We start from the raw sequence: 24,116 nt of genomic DNA, 5'->3' as shown, positions 1-24,116 counted from the left end.
ACAATCATTCGGGTCGCCGGTGCCATTGGTGTCCGGCGCTCGAACACCCTGCGCGGTTTTGTCGCACCCGGCAGTCCGGCGCTGAAACCTGTCATGGGGCGCAACGATGTAGAATTGCGCCCCATGAAATTCGTCCGAACCCACCAATCGCTGATCGCCTGGATGCTGTACGGCATCGTGCTGTTCAGTGGGCTGGTGTGCAGCCTCAGCCATGGGCAGATGCTGCGGGCGTTCAATCAGTCCGGCGAATCGGTGGTCTGCAACGATCATCACGGCATGACCGGCCAGATGGACATGGCGCAGATGGGCGATCATGCCCAGTTGATGAAACTCGCCATGACCGATTGCGCCTTTGCCGGCACCCTCGCGCTGTCGCTGGTGTTCTTCATCGGCCTTGGCTGGCTGGCGCGGATCAAGCGCAAACTCGTTCCCCGCTCCGACTACCTGTTGCGCAAACCGCCGCGACACGCCTTCCCCGGCTGGTCACCCCAGGCGCCCTGAGCGCGCGGGCGAGATCAGGATGCTGTTGAGCGTCGTCCCTCGCGGGCGAGTCAGGGTCGGTCGCAACACCGGCCGCTGCTTCAGAGAGTTCGTCACATGAATGATTTACTGACCCGCCGTCAGGTGGTCACCGGCATGGGCCTGTTGGGTCTTGGCCTTCTTGCAGGCTGCGATGGTTCGACCACCGCGCTGGATTTCAAATACGGCAAGGATCTGAGCAACAAGATCATGGGCCGTACGTTCAAGCTCACCGACACCTCCGGTGAGGTCAAGACGCTGTCGAGCTATCGCGGCCTGATGCCGGTGGTGTTCTTCGGTTTCACCCAATGCCCGTCTGTCTGTCCCACCGCATTGGCGCGGGCGGTGCAGGCGAAAAAGCTCATGGGTGAGGACGGCAAGACCATGCAGGTGATTTTCATCACCGTCGACCCCGAGCGCGACACCCCGGAAATCCTCGACGCCTACGTCAAACAGTTCGATCCGGGCTTCGTCGCTCTGCGCGGCACGCTGGAACAGACGCAGGCGGTGGCCAAGGAATTTGGTGTGTTCTACGAAAAAGTGCCGGTCGGTGACACTTACACCATGTCCCATACCGCCACCAGTTTCGTCTTCGACTCCCGCGGCAACCTGCGCCTGGGTCTGTCGCCGTCGCTTTCCGCCAAGCAATGCGCGGAAGATCTGCTCACTGTCATGGAGGTCTGCTGATGACCGCGCTGTTTTTCAACGTTGCCCGGGTTCTGCTGGTGTCGCTGCTGACGGCTGCCAGTGCGTCAGCGTTCGCGCAGACCAGGGTCGATGACGCCTGGGTGCGCACCTCGGTGCCCGGCCAACCTTCCTCCGGCGCCTTCATGCGCATCACTGCCGATACCGACAGCAAACTGCTGAGTGTCAGCTCGCCGGTGGCCAGGGACGTGCAGATTCACGAGATGAGCATGACCAACGATGTCATGCGGATGGGGCCGGTGGATTCGGTGCCACTGCCTGCGGGAAAGACTGTTTCGCTGGACCCTGACGGCTATCACGTGATGCTCATGGGCCTGGTCGGGCAGATCAAGGCAGGCGACCAGGTGCCGCTGACCCTGACCGTCGAAGACGCCAGGGGCGTGCGCGAGACCATCGAGGTAAAAGCTCCGGCGCGGGCGATGATGGACTCGATGGACATGAGCCACGATCACGGCTCCATGCATTGACATGACGAGGAATGCCGGTCGCAATGACCGGTGTTCAGTCCCCGAACATCCCCAGCAACAGCACCATGTTCAAACCGATGATCAGCAGGGCAATCCCCCACGCCAGTGTGGTCAGCACCGGGCCGGTGACGAAGCTGCCCATCAGTTTGCGGTCCGAGACGAAACGCACCAGCGGCACGATGGCGAACGGCAGTTGCATCGACAGGATGACCTGGCTCAGCACCAGCAGTTTCGCGGTGCCTTCGGCGCCATAGAGGCTGGTCACCACGATCACCGGAATGATTGCCAGCCCGCGTGTGAGCAAGCGCCGCACCCAGCCCGGCAGTTTCAGGCGCAAAAAGCCCTCCATGACGATCTGCCCGGCCAATGTTGCCGTCACCGTGGAGTTGATGCCGGACGCCAGCAGGGCGATGGCAAAAAGCATCGAGGCGATCCCCACCCCCAGCATCGGCGACAACAGGTGATAGGCCTGCTCGATTTCCACAACGTCGGTCTTGCCTGCCTTGTGAAAGACCGTGGCAGCGGTGATGAGGATCGCGGCATTGACGAACAGCGCCAGGGTCAGGGCAATGGTGCTGTCGGTCACGGCCCAGCGCAGGCCGATCCTGCGGCCTTCGTCAGTGCGCGGATAGGCGCGGGTCTGGACGATGGAAGAGTGCAGGTACAGGTTGTGCGGCATGACCGTCGCGCCAATGATTCCGATCGCCAGATACAGCGCCGCCGGGTTGGTAACGATCTCTGCCTTGGGAATGAACCCTGCAAACAGTTCGGCCATGTCCGGGCGCGCCAGCACCATCTGGATCGCGAAGCAGCCGAAGATGATCAGCAGAAGGGCGATGACGAATGCTTCCAGCGCCCGGAAACCTTTGCCCATCAGCAGGAAAATCAGGAACACGTCAACCGCCGAAATCACCGCGCCCCACACCAGCGGGATGCCGAACAACAGGTTCAGCGCAATAGCGGTGCCGATCACTTCAGCCAGATCGCAGGCAATGATCGCAATCTCGCAGGCGATCCACAGCGCGATGCACACCGGCCGGCTGTAGCGTTCGCGGCAGGCGCGCGCAAGATCCCAGCCGGTGACGATGCCCAAACGGGCGGACAACGCCTGCAGCACGATGGCCATCAGGTTGGAAAGCAGAATCACGGAGAGCAGCATATAGCCGAACTGCGAGCCGCCAGCCAGATCGGTCGCCCAGTTGCCGGGGTCCATGTAGCCCACGGCGACCATGTAACCGGGGCCGGTGAACGCCAGCAGGCGCTTGAACCAGTTGCCGGTCTTGGGCATGGCGACACTGGCGCTGGGCATGCCGCCGCCCAGTGTGTCGTCACCGGGGTTGGCCCGGTTTTTAATCGGTTGCATCGGTTGCTGTCCCGCTCAGGTGAGGGTCGCCACGGGCGCAGACTGACGTCCTGAACGGAGCATTCAGTGCTGTACGCGTAGCTAGGGTTAGCCTAATAACGTATGAGTCGCCAGTGAATTCAGGTAATCGCCGAAACCTTCCTTGCAGCGGCAGTGTTTGCGGGCGCTGGTGCTGACGCTGTTACGCGCCGTCCAGACGATGCGAGCCCCGGTGCGCTGCAGGTCTTCGACCAGATGCACGTCTTCGTGAGCGGCCAGTGCCTTGAAGCCGCCCGCGCGCTGGTAGGCGATCGACGACACGCCGAGGTTGGCGCCATGGATGTGCCGGTGGTCATCGACCGGGCGATACAGCGAGTCGTAGCGGGTGCGCACCTGTTCAGGGTGTTCGGACCAGTCATTGACGTGAACGATGCCGCAGACCGCATCGGCCTCAAATGCCACCTGGTCGGCCAGCCATGCATAAGGCACCACGCTGTCGGCATCGGTGAAGGCCAGCCAGCGCGCACCTCGTTCGATCATCAGCTTGGCCCCTGCTGCGCGAGTCATGCCGACGTTGCGATGCTGACAACTGTGGGTCAGGACGCCGTGGGCATGGGCAATCAGAGCCGAGTCATCGGAGCAATCGTCGAGCACGATCAGGATCTCTACGACTTCACCTTTCAACTCCTGGTGGCTGGCGGCGGCGATCAACGACTTGATGCAATCATCAAGGAAGTCCTGTTCGTTGTGCGCGGGGACAATGATTCCAATCATGGGCGAGTCTCGTGTGGGCGCTCGCGGTCATCGCGTTAGCCTTTCGATGTCGACCGGGCTGGCGAAAATTTGGTTGCAAGTATTTTCGCTTTCGAAGACAGATTGCACTTATATCGCCTGGGATACGCAAAAAGACGATAAAGATTGAATTAGTTGGCCCAGAGCGGTTCAGAGCCTGTGAGTGCGAGAGCTCCCCCGGTGGTCTGTACGTCGCTGTCTTCCACCGGGGTTATGACTTACCCAAAACCCATCGACGCCGCAAGTAGCGGCGTCGATGGGTTTTTCATTGGGGGCTTTAATCTATTCGGGTTACGCGGCTTGCAACGACTTGCCAATGGCGGCGTTGAACGCCGGCAGGTCGTCGGGATTGCGCGACGTGATCAGCGTCCAGCCATTGGCCGGGCATTCCTTGACCTGGGCGTCGACCCAATCGGCAGCCTTGGCATTGAGCAGGTCAATGCGCACGCTCGGGTAAGAAGTCAGGGTCTTGCCAGTTATCACACCAGCGTCGATCAGCAACCACGGCCCGTGGCAGATCGCGGCGACGGTTTTTCCGGCCTTGGCGAACTCATTGACCAGACGTTGCGCATCGGCGTCCTGGCGCAGGGTGTCGGCATTGACCGTGCCGCCGGGGATTACAAGTGCATCGAACTGATCCGCCGAAAGGCCCGTCAATCGGGTGTCGGAGGTGACGCTGGTGTCCTTGTCGGTGTCGTGCAGGAAGGTCTGCGCAGCGCCGCCCTTGATTGTCGCGTGAGTGACGGCGGCGCCCATGCCTTTCAACGCTTCCAGTGGCTTGAGCAACTCATCGCGCTCAATGCCGGTATTGGAGGTGATGATCAGGACCTTTTTGCCGTTCAGTTCATTGCTCATGACGTGATTCCTCTGTGGTGAGAGCTGTACCCGCAAAAAAACGGGTGCCATTGGCTCTGAGAGGGAATCGAAAAAGCGAAGTTCAGCCTGATTGCGTCGTCGGCCTTTCAGGGCCGCTACAGTTTCACAGACAATCGCGAGCCGCTTTCTCCAGCGCACTTTTGCCGAACGCCGACGCCAGAGGAGCCCGTTGGTAGAAGAACACGCGGGTGTTCGGGTTGCCCTTGAAGACTTCGAGAATATCGTCCTGCGCCACTTTGCCGGAGACCAGCAGTTTGTAGTGACCTTTGCTTTCGGTCAGGGTGGCGTCGGGTTTGATCTGTTGCCATTTGGCGAAAACGCATTGTGCGTAGTCCGCGGCCGGCTTGGGCGTTTCCATGTCGACAGAAGGGTTGTTCGGGGTTGAGCTGCAGCCGGTCAGGGCAACAGCCAGCACACTGGTGAGCAGAAAAAGACGCATCTATTTCATCCTGAAAACAGAAGTTGAAACACTTTAAGAAGTGAAGAACGGCAACACCCCATCAACGCGCTGTCTGTCCGCCATGTTTACAGTGCCGGGCAAAGTGCTTGTTTTGTCTCGATTAGATATCGTGCGAAGTTAAGAAACAAAACCATTTGCATTGATGCTGGGCGTACCCACTATTAGTTGGCGCATATGTTGACCAGCAACGTCGCAAATGAAAAGAGCGCTTATAAAAAAATTCCAGCGTGACCGTTCGTACCGAAAAACGAATATTCGCCAGCCTTGACGTGTTCACCCCAAGAACACCGTCCGCACCCGGGTGCTCCGGGTGTCGGGTCTCACGGTACATGTGCGAAGAAGGCTCTTTGGGCCACCCGCTGTTTTCTGTGCTGTCGCGAGATGTGCTGAAGCTTTGATTGCCTTGGGGCAATGGCCTTCGTTTTGCACCGGCTCTGTTTGCGGTTCGATACCAGAACAAGAAGGTGGAGGTAGTTATGCGATTCAAACAAGCGATTTTGGCGCTCGCCGTGGGTGGGGTGCTGTCGGCATCCACAGTCCTGATTCCTGACCCGATCTCTCATTCCAGCGCGTACGCCAAAGATGGCGGGGGTGGTGGTGGCGGAGGAGGGAGTGGCGGCGGCGGTGGAGGCGGAGGCCACGGTGGCAACGGCGGAGGCGGCTCTGGTGGTGGCGGCGGCAACGGCGGAGGTGGATCTGGCGGTTCAGGCGGTGGCCATGGTGGCAGCAGCGCTGGTAATGGCGGCGGTAGCGGTCACAGCGCTGGCGATCATGACGGCGGCCATTCCAGCAGTGCCAGCGGCGGACGCGCAGACGGCGGCCATCGCGGCGATCACGCCGAGGCGGGAGATGATCATGGCAATCACAGGGCGGGTGAGGTGGGCGACGACCATGGCGTGCACAGAGCCGGCGAGATCGGCGACGACCACGGAGTTCACAGAGCCGGCGAGATTGGTGATGATCGCGGCAATCACGCCTTGGGTGAAGTCGGTGACGACCGAGGCAATCATGTGAACGGCGAGCCTGGAGACGATCGCGGCGGCGCCTGACAGCAACATTCAAAGCATCGGATGAAGCCGCAGGAAGCGGCTTCTTAGCTTGGCGAAAACCCCAATCAAGTCCCCAATACTTCGTGAATTTCCCCATGTCTGCGGGGCCTTTTCCCCGCAGCCCATATTTACCGTGCCAACTCTGCTCATCAAATTGTTACGATATTTTTCAATGAAAGCCGCAAGTTAGCCGCGTCGGCTGGCCACTGTTTTGCCTTTATCCTGTGACACCTCAATTCTGGCAGGGGTTTTGCCCCTTCACCCACTACCTGCGGGCGCTTCGGCGCTCCACCAGGGCAGTCGGATGAAACACAAATGCCCCTGTGCATGAGTTGAAGGTGAACCACCATGAAACAACCTGCGCGATTAAAGTTTCCCCCCATTCACGGGTTTCAGCTTTTGCGCGGATCTTCCGCGGTATTGATGGCCCTAAGCATGGGTTTGACCGGCGTCCATGCCGGGCCGATCGACAACGAAGATCAACCACCGCCTACCGATCCCTCCGCTTACTACGACCCTCCCGCAGACCCCGCCGCAGCGCTGAACAATCTGCTGACGCTGCCTGAGGCCAACGAGGGGGCAATCGATTTACCCAACGATGAGAAGGGCACTCGCGCCACGACGCGAATCGAAAACGTGCTGCCGCCCTCGGCACAAACCAGCTTCAACTTCCCCACCAATGGCAAGCCCAGCCCGCTGTTCGGAGCTCAGCCATTCACGCAGGCGGTGTTGTTGTTCGAAGAGTTCGGGCCCACCAGACTCGATCCGGCCGCGTCGCCGTCGCTGCTGCCGTTCCCTGCGCCGACCCTGGGCCCTGGCCCGGCGCAGGACCCGACCAATGTTGCGCGTAGCGGTCCGTCGCCTGATGCCTTGGCGGCCTTTCTGGCGCAACCGGGGCTGACGCCATTTCCGACCCAGTTCGCCAACTCGCTGGATCGCAACCCGTGGCAGGCGCAGATTCAGGACTTCCTGAACCGTCGCGTGGATGCGCCAGCCGAAGGGCGTCCACCCGGAAAAGGCTGGTCCCATCAGCGCTGGAACGAGTTCTACCCTCAGATCGCCTACAAGACCGTGCAGACCGGCGCGCACGCCAACAGCGGCTTTCGTGACCACCTGCAACTGCACGATTACAAAGGCGGGGAGTGGGGCCCGGGCGGCCTGAATTATTATCCTGACGGCAGCACCAACCACGGCGGCACCGCCACTGGCATCGGCGTGCGCCTGCACCCGTTTATGCCGGTTCAGGAACACAATTCGGTGTGGACCTTCGATGGCACGCTGCCGCCAAAACTGCTGATGGTGCGTTACGGTCAGCCTGTGTTGATGCGTCACTACAACGGGCTGCCGATCGATCCGTCCGCCAACAAGGGCTTCGGTCTGCACACCATTTCCACCCACGAACACAATGGCCACAACCCGGCCGAAAGCGATGGTTACGCCAACGCATTCTTCTTTCCGGGGCAGTACTACGACTATCGCTGGCCGATGCAACTGGCCGGGTACGACACCATCAACACCAAGGCTCAGGACCCCCGCGCAGCGTTCCCCTGTGCGCCGGGTGAAACCCTGTGGGTCAACGATGAATCGCCGGGCCTGAAAACCTGCGATCACGGCACGATCAAGATTCGTGGCGACTGGCGCGAGACCATGAGTACCCACTGGTTCCACGACCACATGATGGATTTCACCGCCCAGAACGTCTACAAGGGCAACGCGGCGATGATGAACTACTACAGCGCGCTGGATCGCGGCAATGAAGCCATCGACGATGGCGTCAACCTGCGTTTCCCCAGCGGCTCGACGCTGGCCTGGGGCAACCGCGACTACGACGTCAACCTGACCGTCGCCGACAAGGCCTGGGATCAGGCTGGCCAGTTGTGGTTCAACCCGTTCAATACCGATGGCTTTCTCGGTGATGAGATGGTCGTTAACTGGGGCTACAAACCGTTCCTCGATGTACGGGCTCGCAGTTATCGTCTCCGTATCCTCAATGGCTCGGTATCGCGCTACATCAAGATTGCCGTGGTCCGCGAAATCAAAGGCAATGGCGGTGAGTTTCCCGGGCCGAAGAACTCCGGCGTGTCTTACGCCCGCGTGCCGTTCCACATGATCGGCAATGACGGCAACATCATGGAGCACACCGTTCCGTTCGACGGCAGCATGGACCTGGATGGCGACGGCGACCTGAAAAACAACTTTGGCATCCTGCCCAATCAGGGCATCGCCGAGCGCTACGACATCATCATCAACTTTGCGAAAAACGGCATCAAGGCGGGGGACAAACTGTTCTTCGTCAACGTCATGGAGCACGACACCGGCAAGGGACCCAAGGGTGAAGTGCCGCTGGCTGATGTGTTGTCCGAGAAGTATCTGGCGGTCATCAAGCAAGGCAGCAAAGGCCCGCAATGGGACAAGGGCGACCCCGTGGTCGGCAAGTTCATGCAGATCAACGTCAAGCCTTACAGCGGTCAGGACCTGAGCATGGATCCTGTGGCGTACGAACCGGCCAAACCCGGCAAGGCTGAAGGCAAGGTGATGGTCCCGCTGACCCTGCATCGCGACAATCCGGCCGATATCGCGCTGATCAATCAGGCCCGTCATCGCACCTTCATCTTCGGCCGTTCCGACGGCACCGACTCGACGCCATGGACGGTCAAGACCGATGGCGGCCTGGGCTTCCTGATGGACCCGCGCAGACTGTCGACCGCCATGCAGTTGTCCAACGGTCCGACGCAGTCTGGCTATCAAGGCACCGGCACGCTGGAGGTCTGGAAAATCCAGAATGGCGGCAACGGCTGGACTCACCCGGTACACGTGCATTTCGAGGAGGGGATCATCCTCAGTCGCGGCGGCAAGGCTCCGCCTGAGTGGGAAAAATGGGCACGCAAAGACGTCTATCGCATCGGCACCGACAGTGGCGACAACGTCGAAATGGCGATCCATTTCCGCGAATTCGCCGGGACCTACATGGAGCACTGTCACAACACCCAGCATGAAGACAATTCGATGCTGTTGCGTTGGGACATCGAGCACCCTGGCCAATTCCAGTTGATGCCGACACCAATGCCAACGTGGGACGGCGTGGGGTATGTGAGCTCCGCCGCATTGCCCACCTATCACGACGGCGACGGTGTAGGCCCTACGGTCAAACTCGCGGCTGCGGCCTCTGGATCAGGCTCCGGTTCGGGAGGCTCCGGTGGTTCTGGCTCCGGTTCCGGTGGCTCGGGTTCGGGCGGTTCAGGATCCGGCTCCGGCGGCTCCGGCTCAGGCAAAGGCAAATAGCGATCCGCAGGATCGGGGAGGTTGCAGTCATGTTCCAGATGCTTCGCAACGCGGCCATTGCAGTGACCGTATCAGTGATCGCCGTGTGCTGGGGCAGCCTTCCGGGCGTCGCCGCCGAGGTTCAGTCGGCCACGCCCTGGGGGCAGGAATTCTTCCCCAATACCGTGCTGATCAATCAGGACGAACAGCCCGTGCATTTCTACGACGATCTGATCAAGGGCAAGGTGGTGGTGGTCAACTTCATCTTCACCTCCTGCACCGATTCATGTCCGCTGGAGACAGCACGCTTGCGCCAGGTTCAGCGATTGCTGGGGGATAGAGTCGGGCGCGACGTGTTTTTCTACTCCATCAGCATCGACCCGGAAACCGACACCCCGGCGGTGCTCAAGCAGTACGCTGCCAAGTTCAAGGTCGCGCCGGGCTGGCAGTTCCTGACCGGCAACAAGGACGACATCATCGAACTGCGGCGCAAGCTGGGGTTGTTCATCGAAGGGGTCGACAACGGCCGCACCACCGACCACAACCTGAGCCTGATCGTCGGCAACCAGACCACCGGGCGCTGGATGAAGGCCTCGCCGTTCGAGAACCCCTACATTCTGGCCGATCAACTGGGCAACAGCCTGCAGAACTGGAAAGTCGCCAGCGCCCATCAGGACAGCTACGCCAATGCCCCTGAAGTTCGCGCGCCGGGCCTGGGTGAGCAGATTTTCCGCACCCGTTGCAGTGCCTGTCACACCCTCGGCCACGAAGGCGAAGAAGCGACCGGGTTGCGAGGTGTGGGACCTGATCTGCTCGGCGTAACGCGTCAACGCGACAGCATGTGGCTCGGACGCTGGCTCAAGGAACCGGACGTGATGCTGGCGCAGAAGGACCCGCTGGCAATGAGTCTGTACGAGGCCTACAACAAGGTGGCGATGCCCAACCTGCGCATGGCCGACAACGACATCGCCGAAGTCGTGCGTTATCTGCAGGAAGAGACCGATCGCCAGCAGCCGGTCACACCTGTGGCGGGCGATGACATGCATGCGGGGCATGAGAGCCATGCCGGTCATGAAGGACATCACATGCAGTGAACCCAAGCGAATTACGTTTTCCCCTTGCGGCTGCCAGCGATGGTGGCCGTTTTTTTTTCCCCGTCTTGGGGCTTGATCGTGCTCCATGCTCGCGCGAAGAGGGCATTGACTTTGCTCGCTTTGGGTTTAGAGTGAGCAAGAACGAGCACTTGTAATGTTAGATACTTCACTATCGAGCATTGCAGCGAGCCGAATGCGAGGTGAGGGTATGTCGAACGAACTGCAACGCGCCGCCTACGCGGTGCTCCTTCCGGCCTTTGCCGGACTGGAGCTGGATGACAATGTGCGGCGCTACCTGAGTCGCGGCGGGGTTTCGATCCTGCTGGGCGAAACCCGCGATGAATACCTGGCCCGCAACATGAGCTTCGAGCGACGCCGCGCAGAGACGAGCGCGCACTTCATCGGCATCGCCGAGCAGGCGTCGGCCTGCGCGGGGGCGCCGGTACTGGTGGCCGTAGATCAGGAGCTGGGCGGAATTCAGCGTCTGCACCATTTGGTGCCGGGCATGCCGACCGCCAAGGCGCTCAAGGAAATGACCACCGAGGACATCGAAGCGCGCAGCTACGAAATGGCCAGTTCTGCGCGGGTCATGGGCGTGAATCTGTTCCTGGCGCCCGTTGTCGATGTGGTCACCGGGGCCAATCCGTGGCTGCACAACCGCAATCTGGGGCCCGATCCTGCCGAGGTTTCACGCATCGCCTGCGCGTTCATTCGCGGTGTGCAGCGAGCGGGGGTGATCGCCACCGCCAAGCATTTTCCGGGGCATTATCAAACCGAGCATGATCCAGCCGTGGCGCAAGCCAGAGTGCCCGGCCCACTCGAGGCGCTGGAGGACGGGCTCGACGTTTTTCGCCAGGTCATCGCCGCCGGAGTCCAGGCAATCATGCCTGGCCCTGCTGTATTCCCGGCACTCGATCCGGAGCACTCGGCGAGCACTTCGCAAAAGGTCATCGGTCTGTTGCGAGACAGCCTGGGATTTGATGGTTTGATCGTTTCCGACGATCTGGATGCGGTGTCGATCCTGCGTGATAACAGCATTGCCGATACCGCGATCGCCGCACTGCGGGCCGGCGCGCATCTGCTGCTGGTGTCGAGCGAGGCGGGGCTGGATGACATTGCCCACGCCATTGTCGACGCTGTGGAAACAAAGGGCCTTGATCGTAATCTTGTGCTCGACGCCGCGAAGAAAGTCCGCAGTATGGCCCAGGCTTCGCGAGCGCAGGTCGAGTCGGGGTTGTACGTGTCGTATCCGATTCCCGGTGGGCACCTGACGCGACGGGTCACTCGTTGATGGGGGCTGAGCGAGGGGGTGTTTGGCTGTAGGCAGAAGGAATGGGGCGCGCCTGAAGCGTGCCATGCTCGATCCGCGATCTGCGCCCGTCAGTGGCCGAATCCTCGATCAGAACCCCGGAACGCTCTATCTCGTAGTGTTCCGGTGTTTTCCGAAAAAACATGAAAATTTCGTGTTGTAAGAATGTTCCCCAAATAAGTAAGAAACTTCCTGTTGGTTATGCGCTGGCTGGAATTTCTATTCCTGGACGATTAACCTCTTTCGCAGATGAATGGTCGCCCGATTATTCATGCGTCCCGTTGCGTTTATATATCTGAACGTTTGACTGCCTGATTCAATATCGCTGGTCTGCTCATCGGCTCTGTTTATTCAGAGCGTTTACCCACCTTATGGCAAACACTGTCCGTGGAGGCGTCATGACTTCAAACAGTTTCCAAAACGAAGTGCCCAAGGCACGCGTCAATATAAAACTCGATCTGCACACCGGCGGTGCGCAGAAGCAGGTCGAACTCCCCTTGAAACTGATGGTCATGGGTGACTACAGCAATGGCCGCGAACAACGCGCCTTGTCCGAACGCCGCAAGGTCAATATCAACAAGAATAATGTCGACAGCGTCCTGTCCGAATTTTCGCCCTCCCTCAAACTGACGGTGGCCAATACCTTTGCCGCAGACGGCTCCGATACCGCCGTGGAGCTTGGGTTCCAGCAAATGAAGGACTTCGAGCCCGAGCAGGTAGCACGGCAGATTCCCGAACTCAGGGCCCTTCTGGCGACCCGCAATCTCTTGCGCGATCTCAAATCCAACCTGCTGGATAACGCCACCTTCCGACAGGAACTGGAGCGCATTCTCAAGGATGAAACCCTCAGCAATGAACTTCGCAACGAACTGACAGGGCTTTCCTCCCGGGAAAAAAGTTAAACATCTCGTTTATATAAAACAGGCTTTTCACATGTCCTTGAAACAAAGTTCCGCAGTGACGGACGGCGGCGAAGTGTTGTCCGAAGAACGTCAAAGTGTTTACAACGCTTTGTTTAATAAAATAAACCTGAGTCCGGTTTCCGCCCTTGGCGATATCGAAGTGTTTCAGAGTAACGAAGTGCTGTCCGATACGTCCGCTGATGAGCGTGTCACGGCGGCGGTCAGTGTTTTTCTCGATTTATTGAAAGCGTCTTCGCGCACCGTCGATCGGCTGGATAAAACATTGCTCGACGAACACATCGCTTCAATTGATGCGCAGATCAGCCGTCAGTTGGATGCGGTCATGCATCATCCGGATTTTCAACGTGTCGAGTCGACCTGGCGCGGTGTGAAGTCGCTGATCGATCAGACCGATTTTCGTCAGAACGTGCGAATCGAATTGCTGGACATCAGCAAGGATCACCTGATTCAGGATTTCGAAGACGCGCCCGAGATCTCCCAGAGCGGTCTCTATATCCATACCTACACCCAGGAATACGACACGCCGGGTGGCGAGCCCATCGCCGCGGCCATTTCCAATTACGAATTCGACCGCAGTCCCCAGGACATCGCGCTGCTGCGCAGCATCTCCAAGGTCGCCGCCGCGGCGCACATGCCGTTCATTGGAGCGGTGGGGCCAGCGTTTTTTGGCAAGGAGACGATGGAGGAGGTCGCCGCCATCAAAGACATCGGCAACTACTTCGACCGGGCGGAATACCTCAAGTGGAAGTCCTTCCGCGAGACCGACGACGCGCGCTATATCGGCCTGACCATGCCCCGCGTTCTGGGTCGGCTGCCCTACGGGCCGGACACCATTCCCGTGCGCAGTTTCAATTACGTCGAGAGCGTCAAGGGCCCCGATCACTGCAAATACCTGTGGACCAACGCTTCCTTCGCCTTCGCGGCGAATATGGTCAAGAGTTTCATCGCCAATGGCTGGTGCGTGCAGATTCGCGGGCCACAGTCAGGCGGGGCGGTGACCGATCTGCCGATTCACCTGTATGACCTGGGCACCGGCAACCAGGTGAAGATTCCCTCCGAGGTGCTGATTTCCGAGACCCGCGAATTCGAATTCGCCAACCTCGGATTCATCCCTCTTTCGTATTACAAAAACCGCGACTACGGCTGCTTCTTTTCCGCCAACTCCGCGCAGAAACCCGCGCTGTATGACACCGCCGAAGCCACCGCCAACAGCCGGATCAACTCGCGTCTGCCCTACATCTTTCTCCTGTCGCGCATCGCGCATTACCTGAAGCTGATCCAGCGCGAAAACATCGGCACCACCAAGGACCGCCGGTTGCTCGAGCTTGAGTTGAACAAGTGGATCAGCGGGCTCGTCACCGAAATGACGGATCCGGGGGACGATCTGCAAGCCTCGCATCCCTTGCGTGACGGCAAGGTGGTGGTGGAAGACATTGACGACAACCCCGGGTTCTTCCGCAGCACGTTGTATGCCGTGCCGCATTTTCAGGTGGAAGGCATGGACGTCAATCTTTCGCTGGTTTCTCAAATGCCCAAGGCGAAAGCCTGACGTCGGCCATAGGTGCTTCCATCATGAAAATCGACCGTCCTTTGTGGGCTGCAGGGGCCTTGCTGTCCCAGCAGCAATTTCAGCAGCAGGCGCGCTGGGAAGCCTGGAGCAACGACAGCATCGCGCATCTCTCGCTGGTGCATCCCTGGGGTGTGCAGGCAGTGGGTTTCGACCTCCAGGCGCTGAGTCTGGGCAAACTGAAAGCGGCGCTGGTCCGGGTACGTTTGCCGGACGGGACGCTGATCGATACCGATCATTTCGACCGCTTGCCTCCGGCGCTGGAGTTGAGCGCATGGCTGGCAAACGCGGGGTCGAGCGCGACGATTGTGCTGGCGCTGCCACTGGAGCAGGCCAACGGCAACAACTGCCTGTTCGATGGGGTCGCCTGCGAACGGCCTGTGCGCTACCGGCAGGACTGGCGTTCAGTGCAAGACGTTCATGGAGACGAGGAGCAATCGGTAGGCGTGCTGGAGCATGTGCTCAGCCTGCGTCTGGACACCGATGACAACGCTGATTACGTGACTTGCCCGGTTGCTCGGCTGATGCGCGACGGACAGGGTGCCTGGGTGCTGGACGCCTCGTTCATTCCCCCATTGCTGAGCGTCTCCGGTCATTCGGGGCTGGTGACGCAGCTTGAAAATCTGCTGACGCAATTAACGGCCCGGCGCCAGCGGCTGATGAGCATGCGCCGGGAAAGCAACCAGCGCATGGCGGACTTTGCCGTGGCCGATGTGTCGCTGTTCTGGCTGCTCAACGCCCTGAATACCTATCAACCGGTGCTGGCCGATCTCATCCGGCATCGCGCTCGGCATCCCGAGCAGGCCTATGTGGAGATGGTCAAGTTCGCCGGAGCGCTGCTGACATTTTCTCTGGATCACGATGCCGAGATGATCCCCGTGTACCGACACGATCAGCTGGAAGGCGTTTTTCCCCCCTTGCTCAAGCTGATTTCCAGCTTGCTTGAGGCCAGCCTGCCGTCGCGCGTCGTCGCACTGGCGCTGACGGAAACCGGTCCGAATCGCTGGCAGGTGTCGCTGGATGACCTGCGCCTGCGTGAAGCCGATGCAGCCGACTTCTATCTGTCGGTGCGCGGCCGTGATTCGGCAGCGCAATTGCAGACGCAGTTTCCGCGCCTGTGCAAGGTCGGGACGCCGGACGATGTCGATCAACTGATCAATGCCGCGCTTGACGGTGTGCCTCTTCAACCACTCGGTCACGTCCCGGCGGCGATCCCGTTGCGCCTTGAAAACCAGTACTTCGCCCTCGATTTCACCCATCCCAAGGGCCAGGCGGTTCTTGCTCACGGCGTCTGTGCGTTCTACGTCCCCGGCACCCTGGCGCAGATCCAGCTTGAACTCTTCGCGGTGCTGCGCACATGAGCCGGTCGAATGCCCGACACTCGAAACCCGCCGCTCCGGATCTGGACCTGCTGCTGCAAGACAGCTATCTGCTGGTCGTTGAGCTCAAGCAAGGCGGCGCGGCGAAGAGCAGTCGCAATCTCTGGAGCCTGTGCACCGTGCAGATCGAACGGGTGCGGCAGCAGCTGGAGACTGCGGGCCTGAGCAAGCGCAGCGTCGATCTGATCAGCTATGCGCACTGCGCGTTGCTCGATGAAACCGTACTCGGCCACGCCGATGCAGAGGCTCGTGCCAAATGGGCAGGCGAACCGATGCAGGCGCGGTACTTCAGCCGCCATCAGGCGGGCGAATTTCTCTACGAGGAGATGCGCGATGTCCTGCGTCAGCCGTCGCCGGATCCGCACGTGCTTACGGTTTACCACCGGGTGCTGATGCTGGGTTTTCTGGGCCGCTACCCGCAACTCGACGATCCCGAGCGCCAGCTGTTAGTGGCAGAGATGGCGAAACGAGTGGCGCCGTTGGGTCTGGATCAAGGCCTGCCCACGGTGGTCAGCGCTTGCCAGCCGAAACTGCAGCTTGGCTGGCTGCGGTCACCCCTTCTGCATATCGTCGTCGCAGGGCTGTTGCTGGTGGCAACCTGGTGGGGGCTCGATTACCTGCTGGCTCAGCAGATCGCCTCCCTCGCCATGGATCAGGGGTGACGAGCCGATGACACCCAAGATGATCTACGGGCTCGTACTCTGGGCTGGCGCGTTGGCGTTTGCGTTGTTGTCCATGCTGGCGCTGACTACCGCGATGCGCATCGGCGCGATGGTCCTGGTTTTGATCGTGCTTGGGTTCGCATGGAGGTGGACCAAACGACGCGCCGCGCGGTTTCGTGAATCGCTGCCGTTCGACAATGTCAACGCGTTGCCAGCCAGGAACTATCGGCGACCGGTGATTCTGGTCTGTGGCGACTCGCCGAACGGGCTGTTCGCGAGCACCACGACGGAGTCGATGCTGCGTATCACGAATCGAGGTTGCTATGTCCGGGTCCCCGATGTGGAGCGCCTGCCTGACATGGTCGCCGGCCTGCTGACCGTTCGACCGGACTGGCGAAGGCAGTTGAGCGTCATGTTCATCGTCAACCCGCAGGCACATGCTGATGGAGCCGTGCTGGCGGGGCAGGTTCGCGCGCTCTGTCATCAACTGACGCTGGCCCGTCGGAGCTCGCCGATGTTACCGGTGGTGTTGGTCAGCTACCTGCAAAGTAAGGGTAGTCACGGGGCGTGGTTCAGTTGCGAGGCGGGCAGGCTCGATATACGCGTGCGTGTCGATGGCGGGGTCGCAGGCCTTGAGGATTGGCAATGCGACGCGGCCGACAGCCTCGAACAGCAGCGGCGCGTGTTCATCACGATTCAGCTGAGGAGCCTTGTCAGTTGGCTGGGTGAGTGTGTCTTGCCGCACGTGACGCCACAGGGCCGGCAGCGCGGGCAAATGCCATGCGCCTGGGTCATGACGATGGTCCCTGCGGCCGGCGCAACCGCGAGTGGCAATCTGTGGGAACAGTGGCTGATCGACAAGACCGGTCTGCAGGATGCCTGTGAGCCAACCGTCGCCGCTGGCCACCCGATACCCTTTCCGGACCCATTGCTGGCTGTGCTGCCGCGTCACTCGGGCGACACCGCGATACGCCGCGCCAGCGTCATCGCGGTATGGATGTTCGCGGCGGCCGGGGCCATCGCGCTCATCAACTCCGCTTGGCAGAACACGCTGCTGCTGCGGGAAATCAGTGACGACTTGCGCCGTTATTCATCGGTGAGCGCTCTGGCCGATCGCGATACCCCTCAACTTGTACTGCTCGAAGAGTCGTTGTTGGCCCTGCGCCGTGACGCCCAGCGTCTGGACGATCACTACCGCCGCGGCGAGCCACTGTCGCTGGCGCTGGGGCTGTATCGGGGGGAGCGTCTGCGGGCGCCGCTCTGGGAAGCCATCACCGGATACCGCGCACCGGAGGTCGAGCCTGTCCCGGAGCGTTCCGCGCCAGTACGCCTGAACAGCCTGTCGTTGTTCATGCCTGGGCGCGCCGATTTCAGGGCGCAAGCTTCCAGAGTGCTGATCGAGGCATTGGTCGATATCAAAGTTCGCTCGGGCTGGCTGATCGTGATCACCGGGCACACCGATGCCACGGGCGGTGCAGCGCAAAACCTGAGCCTGTCCCGCGCCCGGGCCGAAGCGGTGCGGGACTGGATGCAGCGTATGGGAGGCATTCCCGACAGCTGTTTTGCCGTTCAGGGCCTGGGCGCAAGTCATCCCGTTGCCAGCAATGAAACCAAGCAAGGACGCGCGGCCAACCGTCGCGTCGACATCCGTCTGGTGCCGGAGGAGGGCGCGTGTCTGCTGCCCGTCGCCGCACCGGGCAGAAACCCTGAGTCGCAATCCGCGACATTCGAAAAGTGAGAGAAGGAGCTTTAAATGGCAATTCCCGTTTACCTGTGGCTGAAAGATGACGGCGGTGCAGAGATCAAGGGTTCCGTCAATGTGCAGTCCCGCGAGGGCAGCATTGAGGTGGTCGCTCAGGACCACAGCGTCTACATCCCCACCGACAACAACACCGGCAAGCTGACCGGTGCCCGTGTTCACACCCCGTTTCTGTTCACCAAGGAGGTCGACGCCAGCACTCCCTACCTCTACAAGGCGGTAGGTACTGGCCAGACCCTCAAGAGTGCGGAGTTCAAGTGGTATCGCATCGACGATGCCGGGCAGGAAGTCGAGTACTTCAACACCCTGCTGGAGAACGTGAAGGTCGTGCGCGTGGCGCCGAAAATGCACGATGTCAAGGACCCCGACAAAGAGAAACACAACCATCTGGAGGCCATCGAACTGCGCTACGAGAAGGTCACCTGGACCTACAAGGACGGCAACATCATTCACTCCGATTCGTGGAATGAACGCCAGACCGCCTGACCCGCAATAACCCCGGCAAGCGGTTGCGCTTGCCGGTGACGCACAGGGTTGAGCGCTCGTTGTCGGGCGCTCGACTCGCTGCACCCTGCGTTACCCCGGATTTGTCGATTCATCGACCGGATTTCAGAACAAGGACGCATCGCTCATGGCTCAGAGTTCCACTCGCTTGCTTCGCCGCCTCAATCCCTTTTGCGCACAAGCGCTCAGCGCGGCAGCATCGCTGTGTCAAAGCCGAGGTCACGCCCGGATCAGCATCGAGCACTGGTTGCTCAAACTGCTGGAGCGAGGCGAGGGTGATCTGGTGTTCATCGCACGTCGTTACGAGTGGGACATCGACAGCCTCTGGCGCGGGCTGCTCGACCATCTGGACACCCTGTCCTGCACCGTGCAGGGCAAGCCGCAGCTGTGCAACAGGTTGCAGCAATTGATCAAGAACGCGTGGTTGCGTGCGTCCCTCGACGAGCCTAACGAACAGTTGCGTTCTGTCCACGTGCTCGGTGCCTTGATGGAAAGCCCCGGGCTATTGGCGTGCGATGCGACGTGGCCGTTGCTGAGCCTCAGCGACTCGCAATTGCAGCAGTTGCTGCCGTTGCTGGAACAACACTCCGATGAGCGCACAGCGCAACAGCTCGCGAGTGACCCGACCGCCGACGACTTGCAACCGGTGGAGGCACCCGCCGGCAGCAAGCCGGATGCGGTATTGGACAGGTTCACCCAGGACCTCACCGCCCAGGCCCGAAAGGGAGAGATCGACCCCGTGCTCGGTCGCGATGACGAGATTCGCCAGGTCATCGACATCCTCAGCCGCAGGCGCAAGAACAACCCGATTCTTGTCGGCGAGCCCGGCGTCGGCAAGACCGCGCTGGTCGAAGGTCTGGCCTTGCGCATTGCACAGGGCAACGTGCCCGAAAGCCTCAAGCCGGTCAGCGTGCGCACCCTTGATCTCGGATTGCTGCAAGCCGGAGCGGGGGTCAAAGGCGAGTTCGAACAGCGTTTGAAAAACGTGATCGACGCGGTCCAGCGCGCCGAGCATCCGGTGTTGTTGTTCATCGACGAGGCTCACACCTTGATCGGCGCCGGTAATCAGGCTGGGGGAGCCGATGCCGCCAATCTGCTCAAGCCTGCGCTGGCGCGTGGCGAATTACGCACCATCGCCGCCACCACCTGGAGCGAATACAAACAGTATTTCGAGCGTGATGCGGCGCTTGAAAGGCGCTTTCAGATGGTCAAAGTCGAGGAGCCTGACGACGGCAACGCAATGCTCATGCTGCGGGGACTCAAGGCCCGTTACGCCAGTCACCACGGCGTCCACATTGAAGATTCGGCCGTTCAGGCGGCGGTCACCCTGTCACGTCGTTATCTGCCTGGCCGTCAATTGCCGGACAAGGCGGTAGATCTGCTGGACACCGCCAGCGCTCGCGTGCGCATGAGCCTCGACTGTGAGCCTCAGGCTTTGGTGCGTCTCAAGGCAGGGCAGGCCGCGCTGGAAATGGAGCGTCAGGCGCTTGAGGAGGATGCGCGATTTGCCGGCGGCGATGCGGATGAGCGAGTGGCGATCATTGACGAGCAGTATCGCGAACGCGCGCTCGAGCAGACTCGAATGGAACAGCAATACCAGCGCGAGCGTGATCTTGCCCGGCAACTGCTCGACGCTCGTGAGGCGAACAATCCTCAGATCGACGTGTGCATGCGGTTGCAGCAAGAGATCGCCGCAGCCCAAGGCGATACGCCGCTGCTGTCTCTGGACGTCAACGCGCGCAGTGTCGCCGAGGTCATTGCCGACTGGACCGGCGTGCCGCTGGGCAGTCTGCTCAAGGATGAACAGGCGAGTCTGCTGGCGCTGGAACAGCAGCTGGGCGAGCGTGTCATGGGCCAGGATCACGCGCTTGGCGCGCTGGCGAAACGTCTGCGAGCGGCCAAGACCGGGCTCACCGAAGAAGCCGCGCCGCTTGGCGTGTTCCTGCTGGTCGGCACCAGTGGGGTCGGCAAGACCGAGACGGCCCTGGCGCTGGCGGACATCCTGTTCGGCGGCGAAAAGTCGCTGATCACCCTCAATCTCTCGGAATATCAGGAAGCCCACACGGTCAGTCAGCTCAAGGGCTCACCACCGGGGTACGTCGGTTACGGCCAGGGCGGGGTGCTGACCGAAGCGGTGCGCCAACGGCCCTACAGCGTCGTGCTGCTCGATGAGGTAGAGAAGGCCCATCGCGACGTTCTCAACCTTTTTTATCAGGTATTCGACCGCGGTTTCATGCGCGATGGCGAGGGCCGGGAAATCGACTTTCGCAACACCGTCATTGTCATGACCTCCAATCTGGGCAGCGACCCTTTGCACGCCTGCCTCAGGGAAACCCCCGAGGCGCCGGACGCCTCAATGCATGAGCTGCTGCGCCCGATTCTGCGCGAACACTTTCAGCCAGCGCTGTTGGCCCGCTTCCAGACCTTGATCTACAGACCGCTGCAAGCCGAGGCGTTGAAGCCTATCGTCTCGCTGAAGCTTGGCAAAGTCGCTCAACGGCTCAGGCGCTATTACGGGCTGCAGTGCGACATCGACGTGCAGCTCGAGGACGCGCTGGTGTTTGCGGCTCAAACCCAGCCCGACAACGGCGCGCGGGCGATCGACAGTGTGCTCAGTCAGCTGATTTTACCGGTGCTCAGTCAGCAATTGCTGGAGCGTCAGGCCGCGGGCCTGAAAACCCGCAGCGTGACGTTTGGCTACAACGAAGCGGATGGCATCACCCTGCAATTCGATGACGCCGTTGCAATCGCGGAGGTGGAATGATGTTGAACACATTCCCCACGTTCTTCGACCACAGCCGCCATACACTCATCGTCCACGACCTCAAGGCTCAGCTCGACGTCCTGACCTTCATCGGCGAAGAAACCCTCAGCCAGCCGTTTCGCTACACCCTCGAATTCACCTCCAGCGAGCAGGACATCGCCGCCGAGCAGATCCTCGGCAAACCCGCCGATTTCAGCCTGCACACAGCGCCTCATTTATTGCCCAAGGTGTTCCGCAGCCTGCCGACGCCCGAGGTCAAACCGCTGCGTACGCTGCACGGGGTGATCACCTCGTTCAAGCGCCTGTCCGGCTCCAGCGACGAAGCGCGTTATGAAGTGGTGTTKCAGCCGCGGCTTGCGTTGCTCGAGCGCGGTCGGCAATACCGCCTCTATCAGCACCAGTCGGTGCCGCAGATCGTCGAGAGCATTYTGCGCAGCCGCCAYGATTTCGAAGGCCAGGATTTCCTGTTCAAGCTGGTGCGCCAATACCCTCCTCGCGAGCAGGTCATGCAGTACGGCGAAAGCGATCTGGCGTTYATCGCGCGGCTGCTGGCCGAGGTCGGCATCTGGTACCGCCTCACCCGCGATGCGCGGCTGAACATCGATGTGGTCGAGTTTCATGACGATCAGCGGCATTACGCAGGCTCGCTCGACTTGCCCTATCGTCCRCAATCGGGCCTTGGCAGCAGCGGGCAGGATGCGGTTTGGGGGCTGCAGTCCAGCCATGAAGTGGTGGAAAAAAACCTGCACTTTCGCGCCTACGATCCACGCGAAGCCAGGGCCTGGCTCAACGGTGAAGTGGACCAGACCCGAGGGGCGAAAACCACCTACGGTGAGGCCTATCACTACGCCGAGCCCTACACCGCGCTGGGCGACAAGCTGGATCAGGCCGAAGACCTGCAAAGCGAAAGCGGGTTTTTCTATGGGCGCCTGCGCCATGAGCGTTATCTCAACGACCAGACCCGCCTGAGCGGCGTGACCAGCAGCGCCAGCGTGGCCCTGGCCCAGATACTGAACATTTCCGGCGGYGCGCCGCAGGCCTTTGCGCCCGGCGCGGTCATCACCCGGCTGGTGATTCGCGCGGCCCGGGATTCAAGTCTTGAGGTGAGCTTCGAAGCCATTCCCTGGTCGAGCAGCGTGTGCTTTCGCCCGCCGTTACTCGCCAAGCCGAAAATGGCCGGCACCCTCCCGGCCCGCGTCACCAGCAGCCAGAGCAACGACCCCTACAGCCACATCGACCAGGAAGGCCGCTACAAGGTCAGTTTCCTGTTCGACCGCGACACCTGGGACATCGGCGAAGAAAGCCTGTGGCTGCGTCTGGCCCGGCCTTACGCCGGCGACACCCACGGCCTGCACCTGCCGCTGATCTGCGGCACCGAAGTGGCGATTGCCTTCGAACACGGCGACCCCGACCGTCCCTACATCGCCCACGCCCTGCACGACAGCCAGCACCCCGACCACGTCACCCTCAAGGACCGCGACTACACCCGCAACGTGCTGCGCACCCCGGCCAACAACAAACTGCGCATGGAGGATGAACGGGGCAAGGAACACGTCAAGCTCAGCACCGACAACAGCGGCAAGAGCCAGCTCAATCTGGGGCATCTGGTGGATGCCGACAAGCAAAAGCGTGGCGAAGGGTTTGAGCTGCGCACCGATGGCTGGGGCGCGATTCGCGGTGGCAAGGGGGTGTTCATCAGTGCCGACAACCAGCCCAAAGGCAAAGGCGATGTGCTGGACATGAATGACGCCGTGGCCCAGCTCAGTCAATCCCTGGAGCTGGTCAAGGCGTTGGCACACTGCGCGGCTGACTCGCAGGCCCTGCCTGCGGATGCCTCAGCCCAGCACGCGCTCAAGGARGTGTTGACCGAACTCAAGCAAGCCGGCCTGATCGCCTCGGCCCCGGCCGGCATCGCCCTGACCACCCCCGCCAGCCTGCAACTCTCGGCAGGTCAGAACNGTGTTGACCGAACTCAAGCAAGCCGGCCTGATCGCCTCGGCCCCGGCCGGCATCGCCCTGACCACCCCCGCCAGCCTGCAACTCTCGGCAGGTCAGAACCTGACCGCCACCGCGCGCGACAGCGCCGACGTCAGCGTCTTCAAACGCTTCAGCGTGGCCGCAGGCGAAGCCGTCAGCCTGTTCGCCCAGAGACTGGGCATCAAGGTCATGGCCGCCCATGGTCCGGTGGACATCCAGGCCCAGCATGATGAAATGCTCCTGCGCTCGAAAAAGAAACTGACCCTCGCCAGCGTCGGCGACGAAGTGCTGATCGACGCCAAACAGGGCATCACCCTGGCCAGCGGCGGGGCTTACATCAAGCTCAAGGACGGCTCCATCGAAATYGGTGCGCCGATGGATCTGCGCATCAAGAACGACCATGTCGACTGGGGCGGCGCGGCATCGCTCAAGGATGCCCTTAAACCCTGGAAGCTCGAAGACCCGCAATACATCTACCCCATGAACGCCAGTTTCCAGATCCTCGACCGGCACAACGGCACGCCGATGCCCTACGTGCCGTATCGGATCAATGGCGAAGATGGCCGTGTGGTGCGGGGGCTGACCGACACCGAGGGCCTGACCCAGAAGGTCTACAGCATGCGGCCGGTGAAATTCACCCTGCACGAAGACTACGACGACGAACCCGAGGCGCTGGAAGAGGAAGAAGAGGAAGAAGAACTCACCGA

General features: G+C 60.9%; 19 protein-coding genes and 1 pseudogene. 16 read left to right on the top strand and 4 right to left on the bottom strand.

The window, feature by feature from the left end; all coding sequences use genetic code 11:
* Positions 1-123: 123 nt before the first annotated feature.
* The 3 genes from BWR59_RS16545 (at position 124) to BWR59_RS16535 (ending at position 1,691) form a co-directional block, all read left to right on the top strand.
* A complete protein-coding gene (locus BWR59_RS16545; protein WP_143490851.1) occupies positions 124-501 on the top strand; it encodes a DUF2946 family protein in 378 nt (125 codons plus the stop codon).
* 96 nt (positions 502-597) lie between these two features.
* Positions 598-1,206, top strand: coding sequence for an SCO family protein (locus tag BWR59_RS16540; RefSeq protein WP_081566724.1), 609 nt, complete (start codon positions 598-600; stop codon positions 1,204-1,206).
* Positions 1,206-1,691 (top strand): copper chaperone PCu(A)C, encoded by a 486-nt coding sequence (locus BWR59_RS16535; protein ID WP_081566723.1) that lies wholly within the window; start codon positions 1,206-1,208, stop codon positions 1,689-1,691. Before BWR59_RS16540 ends, BWR59_RS16535 begins: the two co-directional genes overlap by 1 nt.
* Positions 1,692-1,725: 34 nt before the next feature.
* On the opposite strand, the gene BWR59_RS16530 is transcribed toward BWR59_RS16535, so the two are convergent.
* The 4 genes from BWR59_RS16530 to BWR59_RS16515 form a co-directional block, all read right to left on the bottom strand.
* Positions 1,726-3,000, bottom strand: a complete 1,275-nt coding sequence (locus BWR59_RS16530) for an Nramp family divalent metal transporter (RefSeq protein ID WP_218191242.1) — start codon at positions 2,998-3,000, stop codon at positions 1,726-1,728.
* A gap of 141 nt (positions 3,001-3,141) precedes the next feature.
* The gene (locus BWR59_RS16525; RefSeq protein WP_081566721.1) at positions 3,142-3,807 is read right to left on the bottom strand and encodes a glycosyltransferase; all 666 of its coding nucleotides are present in this window, start codon (positions 3,805-3,807) and stop codon (positions 3,142-3,144) included.
* A 309-nt stretch (positions 3,808-4,116) separates the two neighbouring features.
* Positions 4,117-4,680: a type 1 glutamine amidotransferase domain-containing protein gene (locus tag BWR59_RS16520; RefSeq protein ID WP_081566720.1), complete on the bottom strand. Its 564-nt coding sequence runs from the start codon at positions 4,678-4,680 to the stop codon at positions 4,117-4,119.
* Between the two features lie 124 nt (positions 4,681-4,804).
* On the bottom strand, positions 4,805-5,140 hold the full coding sequence (locus BWR59_RS16515; RefSeq protein ID WP_081566719.1) for a hypothetical protein: 336 nt from the start codon (positions 5,138-5,140) through the stop codon (positions 4,805-4,807).
* 497 nt (positions 5,141-5,637) lie between these two features.
* On the opposite strand from BWR59_RS16515, the gene BWR59_RS32835 reads away from it, so the two are divergent.
* The 13 genes and pseudogenes from BWR59_RS32835 to BWR59_RS32830 all read left to right on the top strand — a co-directional run.
* Positions 5,638-6,210, top strand: a complete 573-nt coding sequence (locus BWR59_RS32835; protein WP_081566718.1) for a hypothetical protein — start codon at positions 5,638-5,640, stop codon at positions 6,208-6,210.
* A 423-nt stretch (positions 6,211-6,633) separates the two neighbouring features.
* Positions 6,634-9,492: a multicopper oxidase domain-containing protein gene (locus tag BWR59_RS16505; protein ID WP_230982042.1), complete on the top strand. Its 2,859-nt coding sequence runs from the start codon at positions 6,634-6,636 to the stop codon at positions 9,490-9,492.
* 29 nt (positions 9,493-9,521) lie between these two features.
* The gene (locus BWR59_RS16500) at positions 9,522-10,565 is read left to right on the top strand and encodes an SCO family protein (RefSeq protein WP_143490849.1); all 1,044 of its coding nucleotides are present in this window, start codon (positions 9,522-9,524) and stop codon (positions 10,563-10,565) included.
* Between the two features lie 208 nt (positions 10,566-10,773).
* On the top strand, positions 10,774-11,856 hold the full coding sequence (locus tag BWR59_RS16495; RefSeq protein WP_081566716.1) for a glycoside hydrolase family 3 N-terminal domain-containing protein: 1,083 nt from the start codon (positions 10,774-10,776) through the stop codon (positions 11,854-11,856).
* Positions 11,857-12,272: 416 nt separating this feature from the next.
* Complete coding sequence (gene tssB, locus BWR59_RS16490; protein WP_081566715.1) at positions 12,273-12,776, top strand: type VI secretion system contractile sheath small subunit; 504 nt, start codon at positions 12,273-12,275, stop codon at positions 12,774-12,776.
* A gap of 31 nt (positions 12,777-12,807) precedes the next feature.
* On the top strand, positions 12,808-14,346 hold the full coding sequence (gene tssC, locus BWR59_RS16485) for a type VI secretion system contractile sheath large subunit (RefSeq protein WP_081566714.1): 1,539 nt from the start codon (positions 12,808-12,810) through the stop codon (positions 14,344-14,346).
* Between the two features lie 23 nt (positions 14,347-14,369).
* On the top strand, positions 14,370-15,725 hold the full coding sequence (gene tssK, locus BWR59_RS16480) for a type VI secretion system baseplate subunit TssK (RefSeq protein ID WP_081566713.1): 1,356 nt from the start codon (positions 14,370-14,372) through the stop codon (positions 15,723-15,725).
* The gene (tssL, locus tag BWR59_RS16475) at positions 15,722-16,405 is read left to right on the top strand and encodes a type VI secretion system protein TssL, short form (protein WP_081566712.1); all 684 of its coding nucleotides are present in this window, start codon (positions 15,722-15,724) and stop codon (positions 16,403-16,405) included. The genes tssK and tssL overlap by 4 nt, the downstream gene beginning before the upstream one ends.
* Before the next feature lie 7 nt (positions 16,406-16,412).
* The gene (locus tag BWR59_RS16470; RefSeq protein WP_081566711.1) at positions 16,413-18,143 is read left to right on the top strand and encodes an OmpA family protein; all 1,731 of its coding nucleotides are present in this window, start codon (positions 16,413-16,415) and stop codon (positions 18,141-18,143) included.
* A gap of 15 nt (positions 18,144-18,158) precedes the next feature.
* Entirely contained in the window at positions 18,159-18,650 is a 492-nt protein-coding gene (locus tag BWR59_RS16465) for an Hcp family type VI secretion system effector (RefSeq protein ID WP_081566710.1), read from the top strand.
* 145 nt (positions 18,651-18,795) lie between these two features.
* Positions 18,796-21,432: a type VI secretion system ATPase TssH gene (tssH, locus tag BWR59_RS16460; protein WP_081566709.1), complete on the top strand. Its 2,637-nt coding sequence runs from the start codon at positions 18,796-18,798 to the stop codon at positions 21,430-21,432.
* Positions 21,429-23,177 (top strand): annotated as a pseudogene (gene vgrG, locus BWR59_RS16455) (type VI secretion system tip protein VgrG); the annotation flags it as partial. The gene tssH and the pseudogene vgrG, both read left to right, overlap by 4 nt.
* Positions 23,178-23,391: 214 nt before the next feature.
* On the top strand, positions 23,392-24,116 hold a 725-nt coding region (locus BWR59_RS32830), incomplete at its 3' end, for a DUF2345 domain-containing protein (RefSeq protein WP_230982031.1).

The organism is Pseudomonas sp. Bc-h, assembly GCF_002080045.1.
In the GTDB taxonomy this organism is placed as follows: domain Bacteria; phylum Pseudomonadota; class Gammaproteobacteria; order Pseudomonadales; family Pseudomonadaceae; genus Aquipseudomonas.
This window is presented reverse-complemented; position numbering and strand designations above follow the sequence as displayed.

Coding starts and splice junctions, on each gene's coding strand:
- BWR59_RS16545 (WP_143490851.1), top strand. CDS start 124: ATGAAATTCGTCCGAACCCACCAATCGCTGATCGCCTGGATGCTGTAC.
- BWR59_RS16540 (WP_081566724.1), top strand. CDS start 598: ATGAATGATTTACTGACCCGCCGTCAGGTGGTCACCGGCATGGGCCTG.
- BWR59_RS16535 (WP_081566723.1), top strand. CDS start 1,206: ATGACCGCGCTGTTTTTCAACGTTGCCCGGGTTCTGCTGGTGTCGCTG.
- BWR59_RS16530 (WP_218191242.1), bottom strand. CDS start 3,000: ATGCCCAGCGCCAGTGTCGCCATGCCCAAGACCGGCAACTGGTTCAAG.
- BWR59_RS16525 (WP_081566721.1), bottom strand. CDS start 3,807: ATGATTGGAATCATTGTCCCCGCGCACAACGAACAGGACTTCCTTGAT.
- BWR59_RS16520 (WP_081566720.1), bottom strand. CDS start 4,680: ATGAGCAATGAACTGAACGGCAAAAAGGTCCTGATCATCACCTCCAAT.
- BWR59_RS16515 (WP_081566719.1), bottom strand. CDS start 5,140: ATGCGTCTTTTTCTGCTCACCAGTGTGCTGGCTGTTGCCCTGACCGGC.
- BWR59_RS32835 (WP_081566718.1), top strand. CDS start 5,638: ATGCGATTCAAACAAGCGATTTTGGCGCTCGCCGTGGGTGGGGTGCTG.
- BWR59_RS16505 (WP_230982042.1), top strand. CDS start 6,634: ATGGCCCTAAGCATGGGTTTGACCGGCGTCCATGCCGGGCCGATCGAC.
- BWR59_RS16500 (WP_143490849.1), top strand. CDS start 9,522: ATGTTCCAGATGCTTCGCAACGCGGCCATTGCAGTGACCGTATCAGTG.
- BWR59_RS16495 (WP_081566716.1), top strand. CDS start 10,774: ATGTCGAACGAACTGCAACGCGCCGCCTACGCGGTGCTCCTTCCGGCC.
- tssB (WP_081566715.1), top strand. CDS start 12,273: ATGACTTCAAACAGTTTCCAAAACGAAGTGCCCAAGGCACGCGTCAAT.
- tssC (WP_081566714.1), top strand. CDS start 12,808: ATGTCCTTGAAACAAAGTTCCGCAGTGACGGACGGCGGCGAAGTGTTG.
- tssK (WP_081566713.1), top strand. CDS start 14,370: ATGAAAATCGACCGTCCTTTGTGGGCTGCAGGGGCCTTGCTGTCCCAG.
- tssL (WP_081566712.1), top strand. CDS start 15,722: ATGAGCCGGTCGAATGCCCGACACTCGAAACCCGCCGCTCCGGATCTG.
- BWR59_RS16470 (WP_081566711.1), top strand. CDS start 16,413: ATGACACCCAAGATGATCTACGGGCTCGTACTCTGGGCTGGCGCGTTG.
- BWR59_RS16465 (WP_081566710.1), top strand. CDS start 18,159: ATGGCAATTCCCGTTTACCTGTGGCTGAAAGATGACGGCGGTGCAGAG.
- tssH (WP_081566709.1), top strand. CDS start 18,796: ATGGCTCAGAGTTCCACTCGCTTGCTTCGCCGCCTCAATCCCTTTTGC.